This window comes from Synechococcus sp. A10-1-5-9 (assembly GCF_047716785.1).
Taxonomy (GTDB): Bacteria; Cyanobacteriota; Cyanobacteriia; order PCC-6307; family Cyanobiaceae; genus Synechococcus_C.
In genome coordinates, this window is record NZ_CP180406.1 from 2049508 (window position 1) to 2073623 (window position 24116).

At 57.6% G+C, this 24116-nt stretch carries 26 protein-coding genes; 14 read left to right on the forward strand and 12 right to left on the reverse strand.

Going from position 1 to position 24116, the window contains the following annotated elements; translation table 11 throughout:
* A complete protein-coding gene (gene trpB / locus ACLM45_RS10805) occupies positions 1–1251 on the forward strand; it encodes a tryptophan synthase subunit beta (RefSeq protein ID WP_006042990.1) in 1251 nt (416 codons plus the stop codon).
* 21 nt (positions 1252–1272) lie between these two features.
* On the opposite strand, the gene hrcA is transcribed toward trpB, so the two are convergent.
* Both hrcA and ACLM45_RS10815 read right to left on the reverse strand, forming a co-directional pair.
* Positions 1273–2265: a heat-inducible transcriptional repressor HrcA gene (gene hrcA / locus ACLM45_RS10810; RefSeq protein WP_038005373.1), complete on the reverse strand. Its 993-nt coding sequence runs from the start codon at positions 2263–2265 to the stop codon at positions 1273–1275.
* A gap of 94 nt (positions 2266–2359) precedes the next feature.
* Positions 2360–2710, reverse strand: coding sequence for a rhodanese-like domain-containing protein (locus ACLM45_RS10815; RefSeq protein WP_415409266.1), 351 nt, complete (start codon positions 2708–2710; stop codon positions 2360–2362).
* Between the two features lie 37 nt (positions 2711–2747).
* Between ACLM45_RS10815 and ACLM45_RS10820 the strand changes: the two genes are divergently transcribed.
* The 9 genes from ACLM45_RS10820 (at position 2748) to ACLM45_RS10860 (ending at position 10454) form a co-directional block, all read left to right on the forward strand.
* Positions 2748–4418, forward strand: coding sequence for a DUF3352 domain-containing protein (locus tag ACLM45_RS10820; protein WP_415409267.1), 1671 nt, complete (start codon positions 2748–2750; stop codon positions 4416–4418).
* The gene (locus ACLM45_RS10825) at positions 4396–4896 is read left to right on the forward strand and encodes a SixA phosphatase family protein (protein ID WP_415409268.1); all 501 of its coding nucleotides are present in this window, start codon (positions 4396–4398) and stop codon (positions 4894–4896) included. The genes ACLM45_RS10820 and ACLM45_RS10825 overlap by 23 nt, the downstream gene beginning before the upstream one ends.
* 25 nt (positions 4897–4921) lie before the next feature.
* Positions 4922–6112, forward strand: coding sequence for a citrate synthase (locus tag ACLM45_RS10830; protein ID WP_415409270.1), 1191 nt, complete (start codon positions 4922–4924; stop codon positions 6110–6112).
* Between the two features lie 60 nt (positions 6113–6172).
* Positions 6173–7291: an NADH-quinone oxidoreductase subunit NuoH gene (gene nuoH, locus ACLM45_RS10835; protein ID WP_186473476.1), complete on the forward strand. Its 1119-nt coding sequence runs from the start codon at positions 6173–6175 to the stop codon at positions 7289–7291.
* An 81-nt stretch (positions 7292–7372) separates the two neighbouring features.
* A complete protein-coding gene (gene ndhI / locus ACLM45_RS10840; RefSeq protein WP_415409271.1) occupies positions 7373–8029 on the forward strand; it encodes an NAD(P)H-quinone oxidoreductase subunit I in 657 nt (218 codons plus the stop codon).
* Positions 8026–8625, forward strand: a complete 600-nt coding sequence (locus ACLM45_RS10845; protein WP_415409272.1) for an NADH-quinone oxidoreductase subunit J — start codon at positions 8026–8028, stop codon at positions 8623–8625. The genes ndhI and ACLM45_RS10845 overlap by 4 nt, the downstream gene beginning before the upstream one ends.
* A 21-nt stretch (positions 8626–8646) precedes the next feature.
* Positions 8647–8979 carry an NADH-quinone oxidoreductase subunit NuoK gene (nuoK, locus tag ACLM45_RS10850; protein ID WP_006042999.1) on the forward strand — a complete coding sequence of 111 codons (333 nt, stop codon included), beginning with the start codon at positions 8647–8649 and terminating at the stop codon, positions 8977–8979.
* Between the two features lie 15 nt (positions 8980–8994).
* Positions 8995–9936 (forward strand): NAD(+) kinase, encoded by a 942-nt coding sequence (locus tag ACLM45_RS10855; protein WP_415409274.1) that lies wholly within the window; start codon positions 8995–8997, stop codon positions 9934–9936.
* Between the two features lie 8 nt (positions 9937–9944).
* Positions 9945–10454: a CYTH domain-containing protein gene (locus ACLM45_RS10860; protein ID WP_415409275.1), complete on the forward strand. Its 510-nt coding sequence runs from the start codon at positions 9945–9947 to the stop codon at positions 10452–10454.
* A gap of 210 nt (positions 10455–10664) precedes the next feature.
* Here ACLM45_RS10860 and ACLM45_RS10865 read toward each other — a convergent pair whose 3' ends face one another.
* Positions 10665–10916: a helix-turn-helix domain-containing protein gene (locus ACLM45_RS10865; RefSeq protein WP_415409277.1), complete on the reverse strand. Its 252-nt coding sequence runs from the start codon at positions 10914–10916 to the stop codon at positions 10665–10667.
* Positions 10917–11032: 116 nt separating this feature from the next.
* On the opposite strand from ACLM45_RS10865, the gene ACLM45_RS10870 reads away from it, so the two are divergent.
* Positions 11033–11926, forward strand: coding sequence for a methylenetetrahydrofolate reductase (locus ACLM45_RS10870; RefSeq protein ID WP_415409278.1), 894 nt, complete (start codon positions 11033–11035; stop codon positions 11924–11926).
* Here the strand turns inward: ACLM45_RS10870 and ACLM45_RS10875 are convergent.
* From ACLM45_RS10875 to ACLM45_RS10900, 6 genes are all read right to left on the reverse strand, one after another.
* The gene (locus ACLM45_RS10875; protein ID WP_415409280.1) at positions 11907–13085 is read right to left on the reverse strand and encodes a sugar phosphate nucleotidyltransferase; all 1179 of its coding nucleotides are present in this window, start codon (positions 13083–13085) and stop codon (positions 11907–11909) included. The genes ACLM45_RS10870 and ACLM45_RS10875 overlap by 20 nt on opposite strands.
* A gap of 45 nt (positions 13086–13130) precedes the next feature.
* Positions 13131–14033 carry a segregation/condensation protein A gene (locus ACLM45_RS10880; RefSeq protein WP_415409281.1) on the reverse strand — a complete coding sequence of 301 codons (903 nt, stop codon included), beginning with the start codon at positions 14031–14033 and terminating at the stop codon, positions 13131–13133.
* A 64-nt stretch (positions 14034–14097) separates the two neighbouring features.
* Positions 14098–14463 (reverse strand): lipopolysaccharide assembly protein LapA domain-containing protein, encoded by a 366-nt coding sequence (locus ACLM45_RS10885; RefSeq protein WP_415409283.1) that lies wholly within the window; start codon positions 14461–14463, stop codon positions 14098–14100.
* Between the two features lie 81 nt (positions 14464–14544).
* Entirely contained in the window at positions 14545–16215 is a 1671-nt protein-coding gene (locus ACLM45_RS10890) for an NAD(P)H-quinone oxidoreductase subunit 4 (protein ID WP_006043009.1), read from the reverse strand.
* Positions 16216–16312: 97 nt separating this feature from the next.
* Positions 16313–18325 carry an NAD(P)H-quinone oxidoreductase subunit 5 gene (locus tag ACLM45_RS10895; protein WP_006043010.1) on the reverse strand — a complete coding sequence of 671 codons (2013 nt, stop codon included), beginning with the start codon at positions 18323–18325 and terminating at the stop codon, positions 16313–16315.
* A 34-nt stretch (positions 18326–18359) separates the two neighbouring features.
* Positions 18360–19061 (reverse strand): NnrU family protein, encoded by a 702-nt coding sequence (locus ACLM45_RS10900; protein WP_415411420.1) that lies wholly within the window; start codon positions 19059–19061, stop codon positions 18360–18362.
* Between the two features lie 130 nt (positions 19062–19191).
* Here ACLM45_RS10900 and ACLM45_RS10905 point away from each other — a divergent pair, with 130 nt between their 5' ends.
* Complete coding sequence (locus ACLM45_RS10905) at positions 19192–20196, forward strand: LysR family transcriptional regulator (RefSeq protein WP_415409285.1); 1005 nt, start codon at positions 19192–19194, stop codon at positions 20194–20196.
* On the opposite strand, the gene ACLM45_RS10910 is transcribed toward ACLM45_RS10905, so the two are convergent.
* Positions 20187–20819, reverse strand: a complete 633-nt coding sequence (locus ACLM45_RS10910; protein WP_006043013.1) for a DUF3172 domain-containing protein — start codon at positions 20817–20819, stop codon at positions 20187–20189. The genes ACLM45_RS10905 and ACLM45_RS10910 overlap by 10 nt on opposite strands.
* Positions 20816–21163, reverse strand: a complete 348-nt coding sequence (locus ACLM45_RS10915; protein WP_415409286.1) for an NAD(P)H-quinone oxidoreductase subunit M — start codon at positions 21161–21163, stop codon at positions 20816–20818. Before ACLM45_RS10915 ends, ACLM45_RS10910 begins: the two co-directional genes overlap by 4 nt.
* 108 nt (positions 21164–21271) lie before the next feature.
* On the opposite strand from ACLM45_RS10915, the gene pds reads away from it, so the two are divergent.
* Both pds and ACLM45_RS10925 read left to right on the forward strand, forming a co-directional pair.
* Positions 21272–22690: a 15-cis-phytoene desaturase gene (pds, locus tag ACLM45_RS10920; protein ID WP_415409287.1), complete on the forward strand. Its 1419-nt coding sequence runs from the start codon at positions 21272–21274 to the stop codon at positions 22688–22690.
* A 3-nt stretch (positions 22691–22693) separates the two neighbouring features.
* Complete coding sequence (locus ACLM45_RS10925) at positions 22694–23602, forward strand: phytoene synthase (protein ID WP_415409289.1); 909 nt, start codon at positions 22694–22696, stop codon at positions 23600–23602.
* A gap of 72 nt (positions 23603–23674) precedes the next feature.
* On the opposite strand, the gene ACLM45_RS10930 is transcribed toward ACLM45_RS10925, so the two are convergent.
* The gene (locus ACLM45_RS10930) at positions 23675–24115 is read right to left on the reverse strand and encodes an RNA recognition motif domain-containing protein (protein ID WP_006043017.1); all 441 of its coding nucleotides are present in this window, start codon (positions 24113–24115) and stop codon (positions 23675–23677) included.
* Position 24116: the final 1 nt, after the last annotated feature.

A 24116-nucleotide genomic window follows, 5' to 3' on the forward strand; every position in this document is an offset into this window, starting at 1 on the left:
GTGACCAGCACCCTGCCGCCAAAACCCTCTGCTGCTGACCTCGCCGTCAGCTCCCGTCCTGCTCGCGAGGGTCGCTTCGGGCGCTACGGCGGTCAGTATGTGCCTGAAACACTGATGCCCGCTCTGGCCGAGCTGGAACAGGCGGCCGCTGAGGCTTGGAAGGATCCTGCATTCACCTCGGAGCTCAATCGGCTGCTGAAGAGCTATGTCGGTCGGGCAACACCGCTTTATGAGGCGGAGCGTCTGACCGAGCACTACCGCCGTGCTGATGGTGGTCCGCGCATCTGGCTCAAGCGTGAAGACCTGAATCACACCGGCGCCCACAAGATCAACAACGCCCTGGGTCAGGCTCTCCTCGCTCTGCGCATGGGTAAGAAGCGGATCATTGCTGAAACCGGTGCCGGTCAGCATGGTGTGGCTACCGCCACGGTCTGCGCCCGTTTCGGCCTGGACTGTGTGGTGTATATGGGTGCCGAAGATATGCGAAGACAGGCCCTGAATGTGTTCAGGATGCGCCTGTTGGGGGCCACCGTGCAGCCAGTCACCGCAGGGACGGCCACCCTCAAAGACGCCACCAGTGAGGCGATCCGCGACTGGGTCACCAACGTGGAGTCCACCCATTACATCCTTGGGTCAGTGGCAGGTCCTCATCCCTATCCGATGCTGGTACGCGACTTTCACGCTGTGATCGGTCAGGAAACGCGGCAGCAGTGCCGGGAAGCGTTCGGACGGCTTCCTGATGTGCTGATGGCCTGCGTCGGCGGAGGATCGAATGCGATGGGTCTGTTCCACCCCTTCGTTGAATGCACGGATGTGCGGTTGATCGGTGTGGAAGCCGCAGGTGACGGCGTGGCCACGGGCCGCCACGCAGCCACCATTACGGAAGGTCGGGTTGGTGTGCTGCACGGGGCGATGAGTCTTCTCTTGCAAGACCAGGACGGTCAGGTGCAGGAAGCCCATTCCATCAGTGCCGGTCTTGATTACCCGGGTGTCGGCCCTGAGCACAGTTACCTGCGCGAAATTGGACGGGCGGAATATGGAGCCGTCACCGATGCGGAGGCGCTGGATGCCCTTCAGCTCGTGAGTCGATTGGAAGGCATCATCCCTGCTCTGGAAACGGCCCATGCCTTCGCCTGGCTGGAAACCCTCTGCCCCACACTCCCTGCGGGGACCGAAGTGGTTCTCAATTGCTCAGGACGCGGCGACAAGGACGTCAACACCGTGGCTGAACGCCTCGGAGACGCTCTCTGATTCAGCTCTGAGATTGTTCAATCAGCTCAGAAGATTGTTGAGATGTTTCGCTACAGATTGAACGGCAGCACGTGCCGTGGCGTAAGCCATGCGCATCGGGCCCACCAGCGCAACCTGCCCGACACCACCTCCTCCGCTGCGATAGCTGGATTGAATCACGGAACAGTCGCTTAGGGCCGTGTGGGGATGCTCCCCACCGATCCAGACACAGTCATCACGGGAGGGATCACTCGGGATGAAGGCGGCTGGATTGCAATCCATCAGATCCAGGAGGGGGCGCACCTTGGCGCTGTCGCTGAACTCTGGCTGCGCCACCAGCCTGGAGACGCCGTGAACGTGAGCGCCCTGCTCGCTAGGACCAATAAAGGGATCCTTGTGCTCTAGGGCTTCCCTCAGCGCCTGACCACAGGTTTGCAGCTGCTGGGGCAGGGACTCCCAGCCGAGCTGTCCGGATCGACGTAGTTGGTCATCGGTCCAACGTTCGAGGGCTGCCACCTGATGGGCACTGCCGTGGGGTAAGCGCAAATTCAGGTGATGGGTCTGGCTGGAATCAGCCACCAACATGACCAAAAGCCTCTCCTCTGTTCGGACCAGGCGGATCGCATGCAGTCGCCGTTCTGTCGGTTGCGGCACGGTGATCAGGCTCATCAGCCCCGTGAAATCGGTCAGACGTCTTGCTAGCTGCTGCAGCAGATCGTCGAGTGCAGCCCAGCGCAAGCTCAGTTGGGTGAGTTCCTGTTCGAGATGGTGAACGGCGGCTCCAGGCTTCGGCAGCAAGCAGTCCACGTAATGTCGGTATCCCTTCGCGCTGGGAATCCGACCGGCCGATGGATGGGGCTGCACCAGCAACCCTTTTTGCTCAAGGGCTCCCATCGCGGAACGCACTGTGGCTGAGCTTGCCTGGAGCCCAAAACGCTGGACAAGGGTTTTGCTCCCCACTGGTTCAATCGTGTCCACGTAGTGATGGACCGTGGCTTGAAGCACGTCCTGTTGGCGTTGGGGCAGGAGCTCCACAGCAACTGTTGAGGTGGAGCGATCGTACGAATGATTCTCTGGTTTCGAACGTGACCACCATGAATCCGACGTTGGCTTCATGGTGGGATCACCCTCAGTAGCGGGGCACAGTTGAATCCACAGCAAGACTCCAGGCGTCAATGCCGCCCTCCAGATTCCAAACGTCCTGCGAGGGATTTCGTTCCAGGAGCCAGCATCCGAAGTTCCAGCTGCGCACCCCTGCATGGCAGATCACAACCACGGTCCGAGAAGCCGGCAGTCGCTGGTCGATCTCATCCATCCACTGCTCCGCAGCGCTTAAAGGCAGATGTTCCACTGGATAAGGAAATGCGGCGATCGCTAGTTCTCGGTGTTCACGAACGTCGACCAAAGTCAACTCAGGCTTCTTTTGCAGCCAGGCCTCTAGCTCAGTGGCTTTCAGGGGTTGAGGGGTGCGTTGATTCATCCCATCAGTCTGGCTCCGGGCTGGCCATGAACCCTGGATGCATGAAGATGACAGTGATGTCCTCCACCGCCAGTCAATGAAAGGGCGTTCGTTCCTGCTCGCTCTGGTTGCATCGGCCATGGTGCTCCTCACCCTGGCCTTTGGGGTGTGGTGGGTGATGGCACAACAGAGTCCGCTACGGATCGTTGATCGACCGCTGGAGCTCAACCGGGCGGCTCGATTTATGCCCCGTGATGCTGAACTCACCCTGAATTGGCTGGTGGATCCGTCTCGCATCCCGGCCTATGCCCGAGCCGTCGCTCCGGTGCGTCAGAGAGAGGCCGCGAGCGAAAGCACACGCCAGCTCCGCGATGGTGCCTTCGCTTTGGCCGGGCTGAATTTCAATGACGAACTGGTGAACTGGATCGGCCCACAGGTCAGTTTTGCCGTGTTGGATCAAAGCAGCTCCAACGCTGACGATCAGGGCGGTTTGGGCTGGGTTCTGGCCCTGTCCAGTCAGGACGACGACGGAGCTCGACGCTTTTTGCAGCGTTTTTGGCAAACCCGCAGCCTGGCTGGGACTGACTTGCAGATCACCCGTTATCGAGGCATGGGCGTAATCAGTGGTCGGGGTGCCCTGTTGGGTCGCGATCCTCAGCCGATTGCCACGGCATTGATCGACGATGACCTGCTGCTCCTGGCTTCCGGTCGAGGTGTGCTGGAACAGGCCCTGGATGTGTCGCAGCTTGAGGGTTTGAACCTTCAAGGTGATGCACGTCTCGCCGATGATCTGACATCGTTCGGTTCCGGTGTGGCCTTTCTCACGGCAAGCCCGGCCGCTATGCAGCGCTGGCTTGGCGTTCCGACGGTGATCGCAGAGCGTGGTGATCTCACCAGGTTGGTCGCTGGCCTGGTGACCCATGGAACGGATCTTGACCTGAAGGCTTTGGTTCGCTTTCAGGACGCGGTGGTTCCTGGGGCGGATGGACGTTCTGATGCCGAGGCTCTTCTTGACGCCACAGGGGGTGACGCTCAGATGTTGGCGCTGTTGTCAGCGCCTCAGGCATTGATGAATCCGGATAGCCGGAATCCATTGGCGCAGTGGATTGCCCCTGTGCTTCAACGGACGCTGGACTCCGCCGCTGCTGAAGGGGCGGCGGCCGTCGTTGCCCTCGACTCCGGTCCACTGCTTCTGCAACAGGGTGAGGCGGGTTGGCTTCTTGGGAGCCGCGCGGATGCACCACCATCAGAGGCCGTGAGCAGCAAGCTTGAGCAGGACGGACTCGTGGGATCCACGCTGGATGCCGATGGGCAATCGCTTGAGGTCTGGACCCGGTTGGTGCGTCAGCGACGCCATGGTGAGGAGTCGTTGACGGCGGATCTTGCCGTGGCTTTGGAACACGATGCTGGCTTGAACTGGTGGGGACAGACCCTTGAGGGACTTCGCCAGCGTCGTAGTGGGGGCGATCCGAGTGGTCTTAAGCAGCAACTCCAGGTGCTGCGGAACCTGGCCAAGGCACCGATCACGCAACAGTTTGCCCTCGCCGCCGAACCGGCGCGTGATGGTCTCGGGAAGTGGCGTCCATGGACTCTGCTCCAGGGCCTGGGAGGACGATCACTGAGCCCTGCGGTGCAGAGCCTCACTCTGGTGGCAGCGCCAGATCTGATGTCGGACCAAAGTGGAGAGTCGAGCAGCCTGCGTCTGCATGCCCGACTTCATTTCGGTTGATCTTTTCCTGTTCCGTCATGGCATCGCTGCTGAACGGGACCATGACCGGGACCATCCGGATCGCCCACTGACGGAGCTCGGGGTGGAGCGCACTCTCGCGGTGGCTGACCGCCTCAGCAAGTTGGGGTATCAGTCCGACCTGTTGCTCTCCAGTCCATACAGGCGTGCAGTCGAGACTGCCGAGCTGGCGGTTCAGGCCGGCCTGGCTTCCGCTGTCCAGGTCGAGTCCGCTCTCGCGCCCGGGGGTGATCCAAGGCCTCTGGTGAGATCTGTTCACGGACGTTGCCTCTTGGTCGGCCATGAACCCGATCTGAGCGGATTGGCCGCTGCACTCACCGGTGCTGCGCCTGGGAGTTTGCGATTGCGCAAGGCGGGGTTCTGCCACCTTTGCTGGGACGACCTGTCCTGCGACCCCTTCGGACATGCTCAGCTTCAGGCGTTGCTGAGGCCACGACTCCTGCTTCCTGGCTCCGTTTAAGTTGCCATTGAGCAGTAGGGAGACAGTGAGTCGGAGCGAGAGTGCTGAAATTCGTCATGAACGCACCGGTTTGGTGTTCCGTCCCGGGTTGGAAGGGGTTCCTGCGACTCAGTCGTCAATTTGTGACATCGATGGGCAAGCGGGAAAACTTTCGTATCGCGGCTATGCCGTTGATGATCTTTCCTCTCACTGCAGTTTTCTCGAAACCACGTATTTGCTGATCTGGGGTGAACTGCCCAGCCCTCAGCAATTGAGAGACTTTGAGCAGGAAGTGCAGATGCACCGAAGGGTGAGCTTCCGCGTGCGAGACATGATGAAGTGCTTTCCATCGGATGGTCATCCGATGGATGCTCTGCAGTCGAGTGCGGCCTCGCTTGGGTTGTTTTATTCCCGGCGGGCCATCGATGACCCCCAATACATCTATGACGCCGTGGTGCGGTTGATCGCCAAGATCCCAACGATGGTGGCGGCCTTTCAACTGATCCGCAAAGGACAGGATCCGATTCAACCTCGCGATGACCTGGCCTATTCGGCCAATTTTCTCTACATGCTCATGGAGCGTGAGCCTGACCCTCTGGCATCGCGGATCTTTGACCGTTGTCTGATCCTGCATGCGGAACACAGCCTGAACGCCAGCACGTTCAGTGCGAGGGTCACGGCCAGCACCCTGACGGATCCCTATGCCGTGGTCGCTTCAGCTGTTGGAACCCTGGCCGGTCCTCTGCATGGAGGCGCCAATGAGGATGTGTTGGCCATGCTGGATGAGATCGGTACAGCTGACCGTGCAGCTGATTATCTCGATGCGGCCATGGCCAGCAAACGCAAGGTCATGGGTTTCGGGCATCGGGAGTACCGGGTTAAAGACCCTCGGGCCGTGATTCTTCAGGTGCTGGCAGAAGAGCTGTTTGCCCGCTTTGGTCACGACGAGATGTACGACGTGGCTCGAGCCCTTGAAGCAGCTGCTGAGTGTCGCCTTGGACCCAAAGGCATTTTCCCCAATGTGGACTTCTACTCAGGTTTGGTCTACCGCAAGCTCGGAATTCCAAGGGATCTGTTCACGCCTGTATTCGCCATCGCCAGGGTGGCGGGATGGCTTGCCCACTGGCGGGAACAGCTTGGCGCCAACCGCATTTTCCGGCCCTCTCAGATCTACACAGGCCATTCGATGCGTCAGTGGAGCCCGCTTGAAGACCGGCTTCCCTCCGCAAGCACCTAAGTTGCACAGATCAATCCTCAGTTCATGGTGACTTTCTTTGCCACCAATGCACCGGCTCTAGTGAGTCCTGGTCTGGATCTCGAACAGAGCTTCAGTCAGACCCTGGAGGGTTTCGGTCTCTCCGATCAAGCGGCCCGATTGATCTGGCTGCCGCTCCCCATGCTGCTGGTGCTTGTGGCAGCAGTGGTCGGCGTGCTGGTGACAGTCTGGTTGGAACGCAAAATCTCTGCTGCTGTTCAGCAGCGCATCGGCCCGGAATATGCCGGAGCCCTTGGCGTTCTTCAGCCTCTTGCTGATGGCCTCAAGCTTTTGGTGAAGGAAGACATCATCCCGGCAAGGGCGGATGGGCTTCTCTTCACGCTTGGCCCCGTGCTCGTTGTCGTCCCGGTGATTCTGTCCTGGTTGATCGTTCCTTTTGGACAGAATCTTTTGATCAGCAATGTGGGAGTCGGCATCTTTCTGTGGATCTCCCTCAGCAGCGTTCAGCCCATTGGTCTGCTGATGAGTGGTTACGCATCAAATAACAAGTACTCCCTGCTGGGTGGACTCCGAGCTGCAGCCCAGTCGATCAGCTACGAAATCCCGCTCGCGCTTGCGGTGCTTGCGGTGGTGATGATGAGCAACTCTCTCAGCACCGTTGACATCGTCAGCCAGCAGACAGGGGCTGGAATTCTGAGCTGGAACATCTGGCGCCAGCCGGTGGGTTTTCTGATCTTCTGGATCTGTGCCCTGGCTGAGTGCGAACGCCTTCCCTTTGACCTCCCTGAAGCTGAGGAGGAACTGGTGGCCGGTTATCAGACCGAATACGCAGGAATGAAGTTTGCCCTGTTCTACCTGGGCAGTTACATCAATCTGGTGCTCTCGGCGTTGCTGGTTTCAGTGCTTTATCTCGGTGGCTGGGGATTTCCGGTGCCTGTGGAATGGCTTGCCGGTTGGCTGGGACAGTCTGTTGATGCTCCGCTGGTTCAAGTGATCACAGGGGCTACAGGCATTGTGATGACGGTCCTGAAGGCCTACCTCCTGGTGTTCATTGCCATTCTTCTGCGCTGGACCACGCCACGGGTTCGCATCGACCAGCTTTTGGATCTCGGCTGGAAATTTTTGCTTCCACTGGCATTGGTCAACCTGCTGGTCACCGCGGCTCTGAAACTTGCATTCCCCGTCGCCTTCGGTGGGTGAACGCGACACTTGAACGCCAACGGCGTCATCATGGCCCTCTGGTTTCCTCTCGACAGACCGCTCCTTACCTGACTTCAGACAATGTTCGGTTTCCTTAAACAGGTTGGTGACTACACCCGCGACGCCGTTGACGCGGCGCGCAATCTCACCCAAGGCCTGGCTGTCACCTTCGACCACATGAAGCGCCGTCCCGTGACGGTGCAGTATCCCTACGAGAAACTGATTCCTTCAGAGCGCTATCGCGGAAGGATTCACTACGAGTTTGATAAGTGCATCGCCTGTGAGGTCTGTGTTCGGGTCTGCCCCATCAACCTGCCCGTGGTGGACTGGGTGATGAATAAGGAGACGAAGAAGAAGGAATTACGGAACTACTCCATCGATTTCGGAGTCTGCATCTTTTGCGGCAATTGCGTGGAGTACTGCCCCACCAACTGTCTGTCGATGACCGAGGAGTACGAACTGGCAGCTTTCGATCGTCATAGCCTCAACTTCGACAATGTGGCCTTGGGCCGTTTACCCACGAGCGTGACCACTGATCCCGCTGTACAACCCCTGAGGGAACTGGCGTATCTTCCCGCCGGTGAAGTCCACCCCCACGGGGTTGACCCGGCGCGTCCACGGGCAGGACAGCGTCCGGATCAGGTTCTTGCTTCTCTCAAGAGTGATGCTGCTGGCACCACTGCCAATGAGGGAGAATCGGCCACATCAACCAACAACAGCAAGGAGAGCGCTGAATGACGATCGCAGCGTCGACGCAGCTGATCAGTTTTCTTGTTCTCAGCGCAGTCATCGTTCTGGGAGCCCTCGGTGTTGTGCTCCTCAGCAACATTGTTTATTCGGCCTTCCTGCTGGGTGGCGTTTTCCTGGCTGTCGCTGGTCTCTACCTGCTGCTCAATGCCAGCTTTGTGGCTGCCGCCCAGGTGCTGGTGTACGTCGGAGCGGTCAATGTTCTGATCCTCTTTGCGATCATGCTGGTCAACAAGCGCGAAGACCTGGCACCGATTCCTGGGATCGTGATCCGTCGTCTTCTGTCTGGTGGGGTCTGTGCAGGCTTGTTTGTTCTTCTGACCCGGGTGGTTCTCACAACCCCTTGGGCTGAGGGCCCAGAGCCGATCGGCGAGGGAGCAACGATCCGCATTGGTGAACACCTGTTCACCGATTATCTGCTTCCCTTCGAGCTGGCTTCCGTATTGCTTTTGATGGCCATGATCGGTGCCATCGTGTTGGCGCGACGTGATGTTCAGGCGGTTGACCCTGGAACTGGAGAAGCTGTTGATCAAGGCCTGATTGAAAAGGCGCGCACTCCTCTGCTGGTGGATCAGCCACCCGCCTGATGTCCTCTTCCCTTCTTCCCCATGGTTTCTGAGCTGCTTTCCGGTTCCGTTCCCCTCGAGGCCTATCTCCTTGTCGCCGCAGTGCTGTTCTGTACTGGCGTCTGGGGGCTGATCAACAGTCGTAATGCCGTTCGCGTGCTCATGAGTATCGAATTGATGCTCAATGCAGTGAACATCAACCTCATGGCGTTCTCGTCTTACGTGGATGGACAGTTGATTCGAGGACAAGTGTTTTCGGTCTTCGTGATCACCGTGGCTGCGGCCGAGGCGGCCGTTGGTTTGGCGATTCTTTTGTCCCTTTATCGCAATCGCGTCACAGTGGATATGGAACGTTTCAACCTTCTGCGCTGGTAGGGCAGCGCCCTCACCATGCAGCTTCAACGGATTTGGCTGATCTATAGAGCTGAAAGTCCACTCGCCCAGAAGGAAGCAAGAGCGTGTGCATCCCAGTTGGAGTCGCTGGGTGTCTCCGTCACGATTGCCATGAGTGGCCTCACGGCCGATCCATTTCCAGGTCTCCTCGCCTCTGAGCCCGAGCTTCCCGATCTGGCTGTTGTGCTCGGTGGCGATGGCACTGTTCTTGGAGCCGCGAGACACTTGGCTGTTCTTGATGTTCCCATCCTCTGCTTCAACGTGGGTGGCCATCTGGGATTTCTCACCCATGAGCCAGGTCTGCTCCACAACGACACGATTTGGACGCGGATTCTGGAGGATCATTTCGCCATGGAGCGACGGATGATGCTTCAGGCCGTGGTCCATCGGGCCGACTCCCTGACTTGTCCGGTTTCAGGAACACTCCCGGATGATTCATCTGTCATTGAGAGGCACTGGGCTCTCAATGACATCTATCTGCGCCCCTATCGCGAGGATCTCGCTCCAACCTGCACGTTGGAATTGGAGATCGATGGAGAAGTGGTCGATCAGGTGAGAGGTGATGGATTGATCCTGGCCACACCCACTGGTTCCACCGGTTACGCGATGGCTGCTGGAGGACCCATTCTTCACCCAGGGATTGATGCCATCATCGTGAGCGCCATCTGTCCGATGAGCCTGTCCAGTCGGCCGATCGTGCTGCCTCCGCGGTCGCGTCTGGTGATCTGGCCCCTTGGAGATTCCCATCGCCAGGTGAAGCTCTGGAAGGATGGTGCCGCCGGTGAAGTAATGACTCCTGGTGAATGCTGCGTGATTCAGCGGGCTCCCCATCGCGCCCTCATGGTGCACCTGGAGCAAAACCCCTCGTATTACCGCACTCTGTCTCGCAAACTGCACTGGGCGGGCAGTTTGGTCGACAGCATGCCATCGCTGAACTGAAACCACCGATGCCGCTTGAAATCGAACGACGTTTCCTTGTGACTGGACAGGGCTGGCGTGCCTTCGCTGGCACTCCTCAGCCACTGAGGCAGGGCTATCTGGCGGCGTCCAAGGATGGTGTCACCGTGCGGATGCGCTTGCGTGCTGATGGCGAGGCTTGGCTGACGCTCAAAGCGCCTGCGTCAGGCATCGCCCGGCATGAGTTCGAATACCCTCTGCCTACCACCGATGCCGAGGCGCTCTGGGACCTGGCGCCCCATCGCTTGATCAAGACCCGCTACTTCCTCGCTCTCTCCGGTGGTGAGTGGGTTGTGGACTGCTTTGAGGGTGATAACGCTCCCCTTGTTCTTGCGGAGGTGGAGTTGGACACTGCCGATGCACCCTTGGAGCTTCCTCCGTGGTGCGGCCAGGAAGTGACCAGTGATGGTCGCTGGAGCAACGCGGCCCTTGCGGTCGCACCCATTGCGGCATGGCCCGAAGAGGTCAGATGTCGCTATGGCTTCGGCAGCCATCAATAAGCTCAAACACCCTTGAGGATTTCTTTTGTTTTCCTTTAGATTTCTCTCAGGAAGCGTGAAGGTGCCACGTGCACGGCCTCTACGACCATGAGGGAGTTCTGCGATTCATCGGTCTCGATCGCGAGGCGTGCATCGCTTACGCGGAGCTGTTCGATCTCTCGCTGAATCATTGTTCAATGCTCGATCTGCCGTTGCCGCTGCCGTTGGCTGTCAGGGGGCGTCCTCGGATGTATCCGGAAGCGAGCAGCAGTTGAAGCCATCGCGGCAGATCTTCCCGTGATCCATCGCCCAGTTGAGAAGGGCCACCCGGTTCTTGGATCCGGTTTTTGTGAACACATTGCTGACGTGATTATCCACGGTGCGCTTGCTGATGGTGAGCCGCTCGGCAATTTCCTGATTCGTTAAACCCTCAGCGACCAACTCGATGATCTCGAGTTCCCTTGCGGAGAGGGATGCATTCATTGAGCCCGTCCCCTCGCCGCTGGTCATGCTGACCGTTGACATTGAATCATGACTTCATCCTAGGGGTAGCCCTTGCGAATGATCTTCCATAGTGGCGTTTAGAAGCGTTTCTTCGATTGAATTCCGCGCTGCAGCGCAGCCTTGAGGCTGGTTCCCTCACCCTTACCGCTGAGGTGATGCCTCCAAGGGGAGGTGATCCCAGTGAAACCCTTGCCATGGCCGAGTGCCTGCGAGGGCGCGTCCATGCCATCAATGTCACCGATGGCAGCCGGGCTGTGATGCGCATGTGCAGTCTCGCCGTGTGCCGTCTGTTGATCGATGTGGGCTTGGAGCCTGTTCTGCAAGTTGCAGGTCGCGACCGGAATCGCATCGGACTTCAAGCCGACTTGCTGGGAGCCCATGCCCTCGGGATCCGCAATGTGCTTTGCCTCACGGGTGATCCCGTGCGTGCTGGCGATCAATCGTCTGTCCGGTCGGTTCACGAGCTGGAATCGGTTCGGCTTCTACAGCAGGTGAGCGCTTTCAACCGGGGGGAGGATCCCGTCAAAGACAGACTTGCTGACGGTCCGACCAATTTGTTTGCAGGGACTGCCGCTGATCCCCATTGCGCCAGCTGGTCCGGTCTGTCGCGACGTCTCACCCGCAAACGTGAGGCTGGTGCCCGATTCGTGCAGACGCAGATGGTGATGGATCCTCGTTCTCTGGAGAGATTCTGCCGAGACCTCGCTGATCCTCTTGAGCTGCCAGTCCTTGCAGGGGTGTTTCTGCTCAAGTCAGCCCGTAATGCCCGGTTCATCAATCGCGTGGTTCCCGGCGCCTGTATCCCCAACCACTTAATTGATCGCCTCGATCAGGCGGATGATCCGATGGATGAGGGAATCGCGATCGCTGCAGAACAGGTGCGTCAGTTCTCAGGAATCGCCCAGGGGGTCCACTTGATGGCCGTGAAGGCGGAACAGCGGATCCCGGAGGTTTTGGATCGAGCTGGCGTCAGCCTGCCGGCGCTGTGAGATCGGTGCCGAGCAGTTCGGCCATCGCCTTCTGCTGCGGAGAGGGCTCAACGACATCCTGCCGACGAGCATCGGTGATTAACCAGTCGAGAGCTGCTTCCTGGAGGTCGAAATGGTCACCGTTGCGGCCAACGCAATAACGACCGAACACGAGCTTCTCCACAAGCTGCACGCCGGCACCGATTCTCGAATAATCGAAAATGATGGAGTTGTCGATCGTGGCTCCTTCGCAGATGTGGCAGCTGGGGCCGATCATGGATGGGCCGATCAGGGTTGCGCCGTCTTCGATCCGGGTCATTCCGCCCACGTAAACCGGGCCCTGCACATTGATCCGATCCCAATTGGCCGCGACGTTGAGACCCGCATAGACACCAGGACGCACCTGCTTGCCGGGAATGCCAACCTGACGAACTTCTCCCTGAAGCACGCTGCGGATGGCCTGCCAGTAGTCGGGGACTTTCCCGATGTCGACCCATTCGAAATCCATGGGCAGGGCATAGAAGGGTGCCCCAATTTCAACCAACTTTGGGAAGAGGTCAGAACCGATATCAAATGATTGACCTGATGGAATGTGTTCGAAAATCTCGGGTTCGAACAAATAAATGCCGGTGTTGATTGTGTCGCTGAGGGCCTCCTCGATCTTTGGTTTTTCCTGGAACGCTTTGATTTGCCCTTCGTCGTCACTCACCACGACGCCATAGCTAGATACCTGATCTTTCGGAACTCTTTTGGTGATCAAGCTCGCCATCGCTCCTTTCTCACGGTGGCGTCGAACGGCCTCGCTGAGATCCAGATCGATCAGTGCATCGCCGCACAGCACCACAAAAGTGTCGTCGAAAAATCTCTGGAAATCCTGAATTTTTTTAAGGCCACCAGCCGAACCGAGGGCGTCACCAATCAACTCTCCTTCTTCGATTCTCCCCTCGAAGCTGTAAGCGATTTCAACACCGAAGCGTTGTCCATCTCGGAAGTAGTTCTCGATCTCTTCAGCGAGGTGAGACACATTGACCATGACTTCCTTGAACCCATGCTCTTTGAGCAGTTCAAGCAGGAATTCCATCACTGGCTTTTGCAGAATCGGAATCATGGGCTTGGGGATCACGTGGGTGATCGGCTGAACCCTCGTTCCTCTTCCCGCGGCCAGGATCATCGCCTTCATCGGCGTTACAGGCTTTTGATTAGAAAGGCCACCATAAATGGGGGGTTAAGCGGCCATCGCTGCTTTGGCCGGCGGAACAGCTGGCACGTCAAGGCTGGTCAGGGGTAGTTGCGCCATCTGTCCGGGTTCCAGCACTCGTCTGAGTTGAATCGGTCCATGCAGAACGCCGAACTGTTCAAGCTCAACCTGACCCTGTGACGAGAGGAACAGAAGAGCCCAAAACACACCCACGCGATCCTTGTCGAGATCCGGGGCAGCGGCATCACTCCAGTGCTCTACGAGGGTTTCGAAGTTGACCCACTGGAGAGCTTGCTCCCAATTCTTCAGGTACAGGCCAAGTGCTGCGGTTGTCTCTGGCAACTTCTCACGATGGGCCAGTGCCGCGACCTGGGCAATCGCCTCACGATTGGAGTAATGCTTCTGCCGCTGTCGACGACGCATCTCCAGTTCATCCGACTCAATCTGCTCAGCGATTGACTCCAGCTGTTCAATCAGTTCACCGAGGGTGACCGCTCGCCGCAAAGGCGGTGGCGCCACTGGCCGCCGCTTCAGGTGCTTCTCAGGTCTTCGCGGCAGGTCGAAGCTTGGATCCAGCCAGCCCTGATCTGTGCAATCGGCTTCAAAAGCCTCTTCAAACACCGGCGCAGGTGGGAAGGTCTGGGCTTCCAACACTTCCGCCTTGAGGCTCACCAAGACCGACGCAGCCAGGAAGGCTTCGCTGCTGTCGGCCAGATCGCGTTCGTAGCTGCCCCCTCGACTGGCCATGGCTTCTGCCATGCGTCTAGGAACATCGATTCTTTGTTTCAACTGGTCGAGAAATCCATCGACCACGGCAATGACATCCACGTCCCATGGGTCCAAGTCACCGCGTTGAGCGGCGTCCTGAAGCAGACGAATGGCAAGTCTGGCGCCGGCATCAGCACTCTGATTCAGCCCGGCGTCTGTCACTACCAGTTACCAACTTCAGGAAAAGTACCCAGCCTTGAAGGGGTAGGCCAGTGCCCGATGCTCTTTAGTTCTGAGATTCTTCAGAGCCGGGGTCTTGCGTGCTTGCCGAAGGAAGAAGCCCCAGCTGAGTCTCGACCGTGGCTCGGTAGCGGCTCAGATCTGTCTCAAGTTCATGAATTCGTATCTTCTGGGCATCAAACTCACTGGCTTGGCTGAACTTCTCAACGTTGTTCAGCATGCCGCTCCAGGTGGCGAACAACCAGGCTGCTGCAGCTCCGAAGCCAGAGGCAATCAGCAGCAGAGCGGCAAGAGGCAGTGAGTACTGAATGCCTGGCAGAACATGCACTGTGGTGGAGGTGGTGTTTTCCAGAGTGAAAAACACGGTGCTCAGTCCGAAGATGAAAATCAAACTGAAATTGATCTGGCGCATCGACCGAATTGGTTGATTCACCCAAAAGGTATGGGAACACAACTGATTGATTAACGGACGAATCGGAACAGATGAAGATCGTTACGTTGCGCCAGGCGAGGGAAGTTTGGGTGCTTGAAGCAGAGCGGGGGCCAGGCTTGGATTTCTGATCAGAGGTGCGGTGGGACGGGTGATGGCTTCCATGGCCGCGACATTGCGATCCACGAGTGCCTCGATGGCTGTGCGGTAGCTGTCGGTCATCAGGCGTGGGTAGAGCCCGATGCCAATGATGGGCACGAGCAAACAGCCGATGATGTAAACCTCGCGAGGTTCGGCATCCACCAGATTGGTATTGGAGGCCAACTGCACGTTTTCCTTGCCGAAGAAGATCTCCCTCAGCATCGACAGCAGGTAGATCGGGGTGAGGATCACACCAACGGCAGCGAGCCCGTCGATCACAATGCGGAACGAGAGGGTATAAGCCTCATCGGTGGCGAATCCGGTGAACACCATGAGTTCGCTAACAAAACCACTCATGCCCGGAAGAGCCAAAGAGGCCAGGGAGCACACGGTCCAGAGGGCAAACATGATGCGCATTTTTTGCCCGACACCGCCCATCTCATCCAGTTGCAGGGTGTGGGTGCGGTCATAAGTGGCGCCAACTAGGAAAAACAGACTGGCGCCGATCAGTCCGTGGCTAATCATCTGGAGCATGGCTCCGCTGGTTCCGAGGGCACTGAAACTGCCGATGCCGATCAACACAAATCCCATGTGACTGATCGAGCTGTAGGCGATCTTGCGTTTGAGGTTGCGCTGGGCGAAGGACGTGAGAGCCGCGTAAATGATGTTCACAACCCCAAGCACCACGAGCAGTGGTGCGAACTGTGCATGGGCTTCCGGCAGTATTTCGGCGTTGAATCGCATCAGCGCATAGCCCCCCATTTTCAGGAGGATTCCCGCCAGCAGCATGTGCACCGGTGCTGTGGCTTCACCATGGGCATCTGGAAGCCAGGTGTGCAAAGGCACAATCGGAAGTTTGACGCCGAACGCGATCAACAGTCCTGCGTAGCAAAGAAGCTGAAAATTTGTACTGAATCCTTTCTGGGCCAGCACGGAATATTCAAAGCTGGGAGCGCCTCCGCCCATGAACCCCATTGCGAGGGCGGCCAAAAGGATGAACAGAGAGCTTCCTGCCGTGTAGAGGATGAATTTGGTCGCCGCGTATTGACGTTTCTTTCCTCCCCAGATCGCCAGCAACAGATACACCGGCAGCAGTTCAAGTTCCCAAGCCAGAAAGAAAAGCAGCATGTCCTGGACAGCGAAGACAGCGATCTGCCCGCCGTCCATGGCCAGCATCAGAAAAAAGAACAGCTTCGGTTTGAAAGTCACCGGCCACGCAGCCAGTACAGCCAGGGCTGTGATGAAGCTGGTCAGAAGGATGAGGGGCATGGACAAGCCATCGGCCCCGACGGCCCAGGTCAGACCAAGATTCGGAAGCCAACTCACCCGCTCCGAGAGCTGCAATCCACTGAAGCTGGGGTCGTAGCCGGTGAGGTAGGCAGCGACCGTGATCAGAAAAGTAGTCAGGGCGATACCCAGGGCGAACCAACGCACCTGACGCCCGTCACCCTGATCAGGGATGAAGGGAACCATCAGCGAACCAACGATCGGGAAAAGAATCGAGAGGCTCAGCCAGGGGAACTGGGCGGGGATGATGCCCGCAGCAATATCAGCTGCCGGGTCAAACGGGGCACTGACGGCAAAGTCCAGCAAGAATCAGCACATTCACCACTGTTCGGAGTGTAGAAATGCTCAGTGATCTGGCATCCCGTCGATAGGCGTTGACACACACAACGCCGAATCCTCATCGTCAGGCGATCGGACCTCCGAGGACACCGAATAAGACCACCAGGGCGATCACACCTCCGAACACGATCAGGGCATAAAACTGAGCCCGCCCCGTTTCGAAATACTTGAGGCCTTCGCCACTGCCCAGCGTCAGCAGGCCTGTGAGGTTCACGACGCCGTCGACGACCTTGGCATCCACTTCGAGAACTTCACGGGCAATTTTTCGGCTGCCACGCACAAAAAGCTTCTCATTAATGGCATCGAGGTACCACTTGTTGGCGAGGAAGGCATTCACGCTGGGGAAGCGGGCCGCCACCAGCTGTCCCAGATCGATCCGTTGCAGCGCATAGGCCAAAACAGCCACTGTGATTCCAGCTGCCGAGATGGCGACAGAGGCGCCGGCAAGGGGCAGGAATTCGCCCCAGCTGAAGTGTTCGGCCATCTCGACGGCTTCCTCCGGGTTGAGCAAGGCCGCAAACCGGCTGTTCCAGGGAGTCCCCAGCAAGCCGATCAGGATGGAAGGGACGGCCAGCACGATGAGCGGCGCGGTCATCGACCAAGGCGACTCGTGCAGAGACCCCCCATGGTGAGTGTGTTCAGCATCCACGGATTTGCCTGCAGCTTCCATCAGTCGTGCCTGCAGGGCCTCATCGTTTCCGCGGAACTGCCCTTCGAACGTGAGGAAGTAGAGGCGGAACATGTAGAAGGCCGTCATGCCTGCGGTGAGGAAGCCCACAACCCAGAGCACAGGGAAGGTCTGAAACGCTTGACCAAGGATTTCGTCTTTGCTCCAGAAACCCGCCAACGGGGGAATTCCGCTGATGGCAACACAGCCGATCAGGAAGGTGATGGCCGTGATGGGCATTTTCTTGCGTAGACCTCCCATCAGGCGCATGTCCTGCGCCAGGACTGGTTCGTGCCCCACAACATCCTCCATGGCGTGGATCACCGACCCTGATCCCAGGAAGAGCATGGCCTTGAAGAATGCGTGGGTGACCAGGTGGAACATCCCGGCCACCGGTGCACCGCAACCCATGGCCAGCATCATGTAGCCCAACTGGGAGACAGTGCTGTAGGCCAGGCCTTTTTTCAGATCCATCTGCGTCAGGGCGATCGAGGCACCTAGGAAACAGGTCAGCGCTCCGATCACAGCGATGAACACACCGACACTGGGGAACTGGCTGTAGAGCGGTTCCAGTCGGGCAACCAAGAACACACCGGCAGCCACCATCGTGGCGGCATGAATCAGGGCTGAGATTGGCGTGGGGCCTTCCATGGCGTCGGGCAACCACACGTGCAGAGGGAACTGGGCTGATTTCGCCATCGGTCCCATGAAGACCAACAGACAGAGGGCCAGAGCGGCCCAGCCGGGAACCACCCCGCTGCTGACCGCCGCCGATAGTCCATCAGCAATGCCTTGGAAGCCGAAGCTACCCGTCGCCCAAAACAGGCCAAGGATGCCCAGTAGAAGGCCGAAGTCGCCCACTCGATTCACGACAAAGGCTTTCTGCGCAGCGTGAGCCGCGCCATCACGGTCGTACCAGAAACCGACCAATAAGTAAGAGGACATGCCCACAAGCTCCCAGAACACGTAGATCTCAAGGAGGTTGGGACTGACCACCAAGCCCAGCATCGAGCTGCTGAAGATCGCCAGGTAGGTGAAAAAGCGCACATAGCTTTTGTCGTGCGCCATGTAGCCATGGGAGTAAATCATCACCAGCAAAGCCACGGTGGTGACCAGTGCCAGCATCACAGCGGCGAGTGGATCAACCACATAGCCCATCGGCAGGCTGAAATCACCCGCACTCGCCCATACAAAAAGGTGTTCAACGGGCGGAGCCCCTCCCAACTGTTCGAAGAGGACGGCGTAGCTGATCACTGCCGCAGCACCAATGCAGCTGATCAGCAGCAGTGCAACCGGTTTGCGTAGGCGGTTGATGGTGCGGTTGAAGCTGATCAGGCCAAGACCAGTGATCAATGCCCCGATCAGGGGCAGCACCGGAATCAACCAGGCGGAGTCTGCAGCCGAGGGCATCCGGATAAGGAAGGTTGTCTCGAGTGTAAGCAGCTCAGTTCAGCAGTTCTCCGAGACGGGACTGCAGGAAGGCCATTCCTCCGGCCGGGATGAACCGATGGGCCCACCAGAACACTCCTACGGCAATGGCGATCCCCAACTGGGCTGGTCTGAACAGTTCTTGCCAGACCAGCTGCTGGCGGCCATCGAGAACAGCCGCGAATGGAAGCACTGAGGTCTCAGAGCGCAGGGTCTCGAATGCGTCTCCGAACCGAGCCCTCTGGCGACGGTCGCCGTGCCATATCGCAAACAGATGGTGCCCGATCAGTCCGGCACAGGTCATCAACATGAAGCTGCTCCCGATCCAGAGGGCGTGGCTAAGGCACCAGAGAATCTGTCCAACAGCCTGAGGGTGTCGACTGATGCGGATGATTCCGGTTGCGTAGAGACGCACCTGGGGTTTGAGTACCGCGGGAATTTCCAGCAGGTTGTACGTGGCTGGATACAAAAACAGGAAGCTGATGGCCGTGATGCTCCATACCGCGGGCACCATTCCAGGTACCCCCTGGAGATTCCACAGACGGATCCCGTCGTATCGATGGGCGAGAAAGTAGCCGATCACGACAACCGCCGAGGGAATACTGAGGGCGGCAAAGATCAAACGCCAGGCCCGGGCACCGATCCTGACTTCCGCCCGACTGCGCAGGGCAGCTCCGCCACTGTGAATCAGGGCGAAACCCAGAAGCAGTAGAACCATCACAAGGCTGCTGTGGTGGAGATCGCCGGTTACTTCAGCCAACGAGATGCAGCGGGAGCGTTGATTCTGGAGGCTGGGGGGGAGATCCACTTACAGTTTTTATCTTCCTGCTGCCTCAAGGCAGCTCTCCATGGCCGATCTGCCCTTCACTCTCGATCAGCTGCGCATCCTGCGAGCCATCGTCAGCGAGGGAAGCTTCAAGAAGGCTGCTGACAGCCTTTACGTGACCCAGCCGGCTGTGAGCCTCCAGATCCAGAATCTCGAGAAACAGCTTGAGGTTTCGCTGTTTGACCGCGGTGGACGCAAGGCACAGCTCACCGAAGCGGGCCATCTTCTTCTCAGTTACTGCGATCGAATCCTCAGCCAATGCCATGAGGCTTGCCGAGCGCTTGACGACCTGCATGACCTCAAAGGCGGCTCGCTGCTCGTGGGCGCCAGCCAGACGACGGGCACGTATCTGATGCCGCGGATGATCGGACTGTTCCGTCAAAAATTCCCAGATGTTTCCGTGCAGCTGCACGTGCACAGCACTCGGCGTACCGGATGGAGCGTTGCCAATGGTCAGATCGATCTGGCGATCATTGGCGGGGAGCTCCCCGCTGAACTGAATGAGCTGTTGCAGGTGGTGCCCTACGCCAGTGATGAGTTGGCGCTGGTTTTGCCCGTCAAGCATCCCCTGGCGCGCTTGGTGGAGCTCAGCAAGGATGATCTCTACCGTCTCGGATTCGTGAGCTTGGACGCGCAGTCCACGACGCGCAAGATGGTGGATCAGCTCTTGGCGCGATCCGGTCTTGATGTGCAGCGTCTACGCATCGAGATGGAGTTGAATTCTTTCGAGGCCATCAAAAATGCCGTTCAGGCCGGTCTTGGAGCAGCTTTTTTGCCTGTGGTGTCGATCGAGCGGGAGCTCACAGCGAACACTCTGCATCGCCCCACGGTGGTGGATCTGCAGGTGCGCCGACAGCTGAAGCTGATCACGAACCCATCGCGTTACTGCTCTCGAGCAGCAGAGGCGTTTCGCAGGGATGTGTTGCCGGTGTTTGCCAGTGCCGACAGCCCCCTGCGACAAGCCAGAGGTGGGTCTTCCCCTCTTGAACCTGCGGAAGACCCTTTTGAAACGAGAAATCAGAACTGATCAGCTTCAGGTGTAATCCCCACAGTGTCGTCAGCGACACCACGCGTCAGAAACTTGTTCTGGCTGATGTCGGTTTGATAAACACAGCGCACTACTGGTTTGTCGCGAACAGACCCGATGTACGCAAATGTATTCATCCGCTGCTTGCACTCACGCTCCTGGGAGGAGGTGATGGCACCTTCCTTTCTTAGGACAGCCCAGTTCTCGCGACGGATCACGCAACCAGGCTGAAGCGTGGGTTGGGTCACGAAGCTGCTGGAGGGATTGAGCGTGGTGTACATCTCGATGTCCATCACGAACGCGCTCGCTCCCCACTGTCGGCAGAACTCAGGATCCGGCACGGCCATGTCGAGCTGCTGAGAACTGGCGATGTTGCCCTGGTCTCCCTGGGTGGTGCTGGTCACAGCACTTCCGATGCCAATCCCAATCACGAGAACACCGGCCAGGATGGCCACAGTGGCACTGTTCAGGCGCATGCCCCCATTGGCCGATGGACCTGGTGGAGGGCCCCCATAGCCTCGGCCACTGCGTCGCTCATCCATGCGGGGATCCCCAGTTCGACGGCGGTCGTCGGAGCGTCGGTCAACGCCGGCACGGGGACGGTCGTAGGGGGATCGGCTCACAGCAGTTCAGGGGTCCTTGGCAGGCCCATGGAGTAGTTCAACACCCTGCAGTCAGGGTTGTATTTGAGAGTTCCAGCTTGGAGGAGCTCTCTGATGCATCCCTCCAGTTCGGTGCCGATGCGCCGCAGGTTGTAGTCATTCAGGGCCTGACCCGCATGGCTGTCGACCAGTTCGCGAAAGCGGGTCTGAATCATCTCCACGGAGCTATCGCTCCAAAGAAATTCGTTGTCAGGGTCCAGATCCAGCGTGAGTTGAGTCGAATCGGGGACGAGATCTCCGTTCTCAACCCGAGCTGTGAACAGACGGACGTGGCGCGTGGTGCTCTTGAGCAGGGTCTCGGCCATAGGGCAAACATTGCGGAATGGGCACCGCAGAGGCGCACTGATCTTGACTTTAAGAAGCGGAGCAGGAACCTCTCCTTTTAAGGTTGGTTTCAACTTGTGATCTCAAGCATGCGCGTCGCTATCGCGGGAGCCGGTCTGGCAGGTCTGTCCTGTGCCAAATATCTCGCCGATGCAGGTCACACCCCAATTGTTGTGGAAGCCAGGGACGTTCTGGGTGGAAAGGTTGCTGCCTGGAAGGATGAAGACGGTGACTGGTACGAAACGGGTCTGCACATCTTTTTTGGCGCCTACCCGAACATGCTCCAGCTGTTCAAGGAGCTTGATATCGAGGACAGGCTCCAGTGGAAAAGCCATTCGATGATCTTCAACCAGCCCGAAGAGCCTGGTACCTACAGCCGTTTTGATTTCCCTGATCTTCCGGCTCCGATCAACGGTGTCGCCGCAATTCTTGGCAACAACGACATGCTCACCTGGCCGGAAAAGATCAGTTTCGGCCTTGGCCTGGTCCCGGCGATGCTGAGGGGGCAGGGGTACGTCGAGGAATGCGATAAGTATTCATGGACGGAATGGCTGAACATCCACAACATCCCTGAGCGTGTGAACGATGAGGTGTTCATCGCCATGAGCAAGGCATTGAACTTCATCGACCCGGATGAGATTTCGGCCACGGTGGTGCTCACAGCCCTGAATCGCTTCCTTCAGGAGAAAAACGGTTCGCAGATGGCCTTTTTAGATGGTGCGCCACCGGAGCGGCTCTGTGAGCCGATGGTTGACCACATCCGCTCCTTGGGTGGGGAGGTTCACCTTGATAGCCCGCTGCGGGAAATCAAATTGAACGATGACGGCTCTGTGGCGGCCTTTCATATCGGCGGTGTGAAAGGCAAGGAGAATTTTGACCTCACGGCTGATGCCTATGTGAGCGCCTTGCCTGTGGACCCTTTCAAGTTGCTCTTGCCCGAGGCCTGGCAGCAGCTCGACGTTTTTCAAAAACTTGATGGGCTGCGAGGTGTACCAGTGATCAATCTGCACCTCTGGTTCGATCGCAAACTTACTGATATTGATCATCTCTTATTCAGTCGCTCTCCACTGCTCAGCGTTTATGCCGATATGAGCATCACCTGCAAGGAGTATGAAGACCCTGATCGTTCCATGCTTGAGCTGGTTTTTGCTCCCGCGAAGGATTGGATTGGTCGCAGCGATGAGGACATTATTGAGGCGACGATGGGTGAGCTGCATAAGTTGTTCCCTACCCATTTCAGCGGAGATAACCCTGCCCAACTGCGTAAGTACAAGGTCGTCAAGACCCCTCTCTCGGTTTACAAGACCACTCCTGGCTGCCAAAAGCTCAGACCGGATCAAACCACGCCGATCAAGAATTTTTTCTTGGCCGGCGATTACACGATGCAGCGTTACCTGGCTTCGATGGAGGGTGCTGTGTTGAGCGGCAAACTCTGTGCCGGTGCAGTTGATCGAAAGACGGATCAGCTGTCATCATCAACCCCTGTCAGCGAGCCGGTCTCGGCCTGAGTCATGCGCCTTTCCACCCCGGATCTCGACGCAGCTTTTGAGGCCTGCCGTCGAGAGACCGCTGAGTGGGCAAAAACCTTCTACCTGGGAACACTTCTTCTTCCCACTGAGAAGCGTCGAGCCATTTGGGCAATTTACGTTTGGTGTCGCCGCACAGATGAACTGATGGATAGCGAAGAGGCGCAATCCCGTTCAGTTCAGGAGCTCTCTGATCGCCTGGATCAGTGGGAACACAAAACGCGAGCACTTTTTCGTGGTGAGGTTCGCGATGATCTTGATGCTGTCATGGTTGACACGTTAGAGCGATTTCCGCAGGGAATTCAGCCTTATCTCGACATGATCGAGGGGCAAAGAATGGATTTAACGTGGACTCGATATCCGTGTTTCGAAGATCTCAAGCTGTACTGCTACAGAGTGGCCGGCACTGTGGGATTAATGACACAGGGTGTTATGGGAGTTGATGATGCCTATACCTCAGCGCCCTGGAGCGATCGACCCGATACTTCTGATGCGGCCATAGCACTTGGTATTGCTAATCAACTCACAAATATTCTTCGAGACATTGGTGAAGATCGTGGGAGGGGGAGAATTTATTTACCCCAGGAAGATCTTGATTATTTTGGTTACAGTGAGGATGATCTTCTCGCTGGCAAGCTTAATCAATCATGGAAAGACCTTATGGCCTTTCAGCTGCAAAGGGCTCGTGATTGGTTTGATCGCTCCGAGGCGGGAGTGCGTTGGCTTTCGAGAGATGCGCGTTGGCCGGTTTGGACGTCTCTCCGTTTATACAGGGGCATTCTCGATGTTATAGAACGCCAAGAATATGACGTTTTTAATGCACGGGCTTATGTCGGTAAATTCGATAAGTTTCTTGATTTGCCTCGCTCATTTGTTCTCGCTCAATCGCGTTGAAGATTAAAAAACCGACCTCACTGAGATCGGTTTCAAATGAATTTCAATTGTGCTTGATTAAGCTCTTAGAGTTTAAACCGCTGTTTTTTGGTTTCCCAGCAAATCTTTTAGCTTCGCGAGCTCTCCTGCCCAGCGGGGGTCAGGGCCATCTTCGCTTTTGGCATCGCTATGGACAACTTTATTGACCGCTTTGCGAGCAGAGCCTGGGGCATGGCCTCCACCCTGCTGCCCTGAACGGCGTCCACCCCCAGCATTGCTGTTGTTATCACGACGCTCTGAACGCTCGACACGAAGGACGTTGCCATTGAAGTCCTTTCCGTTGAACTGTTCGATCACAGCATCGGCGACCTTTTCGTCGTCGATGTTGGCGAAACCAAATCCACGACAGGCTCCAGTTTCTCTGTCAAGTACAGCCTTAAAGCGAATCCCCTCCCCAACGCTGGTGAGCTGAGCTTCAAGCTCTTTGCTTTCGAAATTTTGCGGCAGATTGCCGATGTAAAGACGCACGCTCATG

Excerpts from the sequence above, each read along its gene's own strand:
- ACLM45_RS10820 (WP_415409267.1), top strand. The coding sequence starts at position 2,748 with ATGCATGAAGATGACAGTGATGTCCTCCACCGCCAGTCAATGAAAGGG.
- ACLM45_RS10930 (WP_006043017.1), bottom strand. The coding sequence starts at position 24,115 with ATGAGCGTGCGTCTTTACATCGGCAATCTGCCGCAAAATTTCGAAAGC.
- pds (WP_415409287.1), top strand. The coding sequence starts at position 21,272 with ATGCGCGTCGCTATCGCGGGAGCCGGTCTGGCAGGTCTGTCCTGTGCC.
- ACLM45_RS10815 (WP_415409266.1), bottom strand. The coding sequence starts at position 2,710 with ATGAATCAACGCACCCCTCAACCCCTGAAAGCCACTGAGCTAGAGGCC.
- ACLM45_RS10905 (WP_415409285.1), top strand. The coding sequence starts at position 19,192 with ATGGCCGATCTGCCCTTCACTCTCGATCAGCTGCGCATCCTGCGAGCC.
- ACLM45_RS10860 (WP_415409275.1), top strand. The coding sequence starts at position 9,945 with ATGCCGCTTGAAATCGAACGACGTTTCCTTGTGACTGGACAGGGCTGG.
- ACLM45_RS10875 (WP_415409280.1), bottom strand. The coding sequence starts at position 13,085 with ATGAAGGCGATGATCCTGGCCGCGGGAAGAGGAACGAGGGTTCAGCCG.
- ACLM45_RS10865 (WP_415409277.1), bottom strand. The coding sequence starts at position 10,916 with ATGAATGCATCCCTCTCCGCAAGGGAACTCGAGATCATCGAGTTGGTC.
- ndhI (WP_415409271.1), top strand. The coding sequence starts at position 7,373 with ATGTTCGGTTTCCTTAAACAGGTTGGTGACTACACCCGCGACGCCGTT.
- nuoK (WP_006042999.1), top strand. The coding sequence starts at position 8,647 with ATGGTTTCTGAGCTGCTTTCCGGTTCCGTTCCCCTCGAGGCCTATCTC.
- ACLM45_RS10915 (WP_415409286.1), bottom strand. The coding sequence starts at position 21,163 with ATGGCCGAGACCCTGCTCAAGAGCACCACGCGCCACGTCCGTCTGTTC.
- ACLM45_RS10885 (WP_415409283.1), bottom strand. The coding sequence starts at position 14,463 with ATGCGCCAGATCAATTTCAGTTTGATTTTCATCTTCGGACTGAGCACC.
- ACLM45_RS10855 (WP_415409274.1), top strand. The coding sequence starts at position 8,995 with ATGCAGCTTCAACGGATTTGGCTGATCTATAGAGCTGAAAGTCCACTC.
- ACLM45_RS10900 (WP_415411420.1), bottom strand. The coding sequence starts at position 19,061 with ATGGTTCTACTGCTTCTGGGTTTCGCCCTGATTCACAGTGGCGGAGCT.
- ACLM45_RS10895 (WP_006043010.1), bottom strand. The coding sequence starts at position 18,325 with ATGCCCTCGGCTGCAGACTCCGCCTGGTTGATTCCGGTGCTGCCCCTG.
- ACLM45_RS10845 (WP_415409272.1), top strand. The coding sequence starts at position 8,026 with ATGACGATCGCAGCGTCGACGCAGCTGATCAGTTTTCTTGTTCTCAGC.
- ACLM45_RS10925 (WP_415409289.1), top strand. The coding sequence starts at position 22,694 with ATGCGCCTTTCCACCCCGGATCTCGACGCAGCTTTTGAGGCCTGCCGT.
- ACLM45_RS10825 (WP_415409268.1), top strand. The coding sequence starts at position 4,396 with ATGCCCGACTTCATTTCGGTTGATCTTTTCCTGTTCCGTCATGGCATC.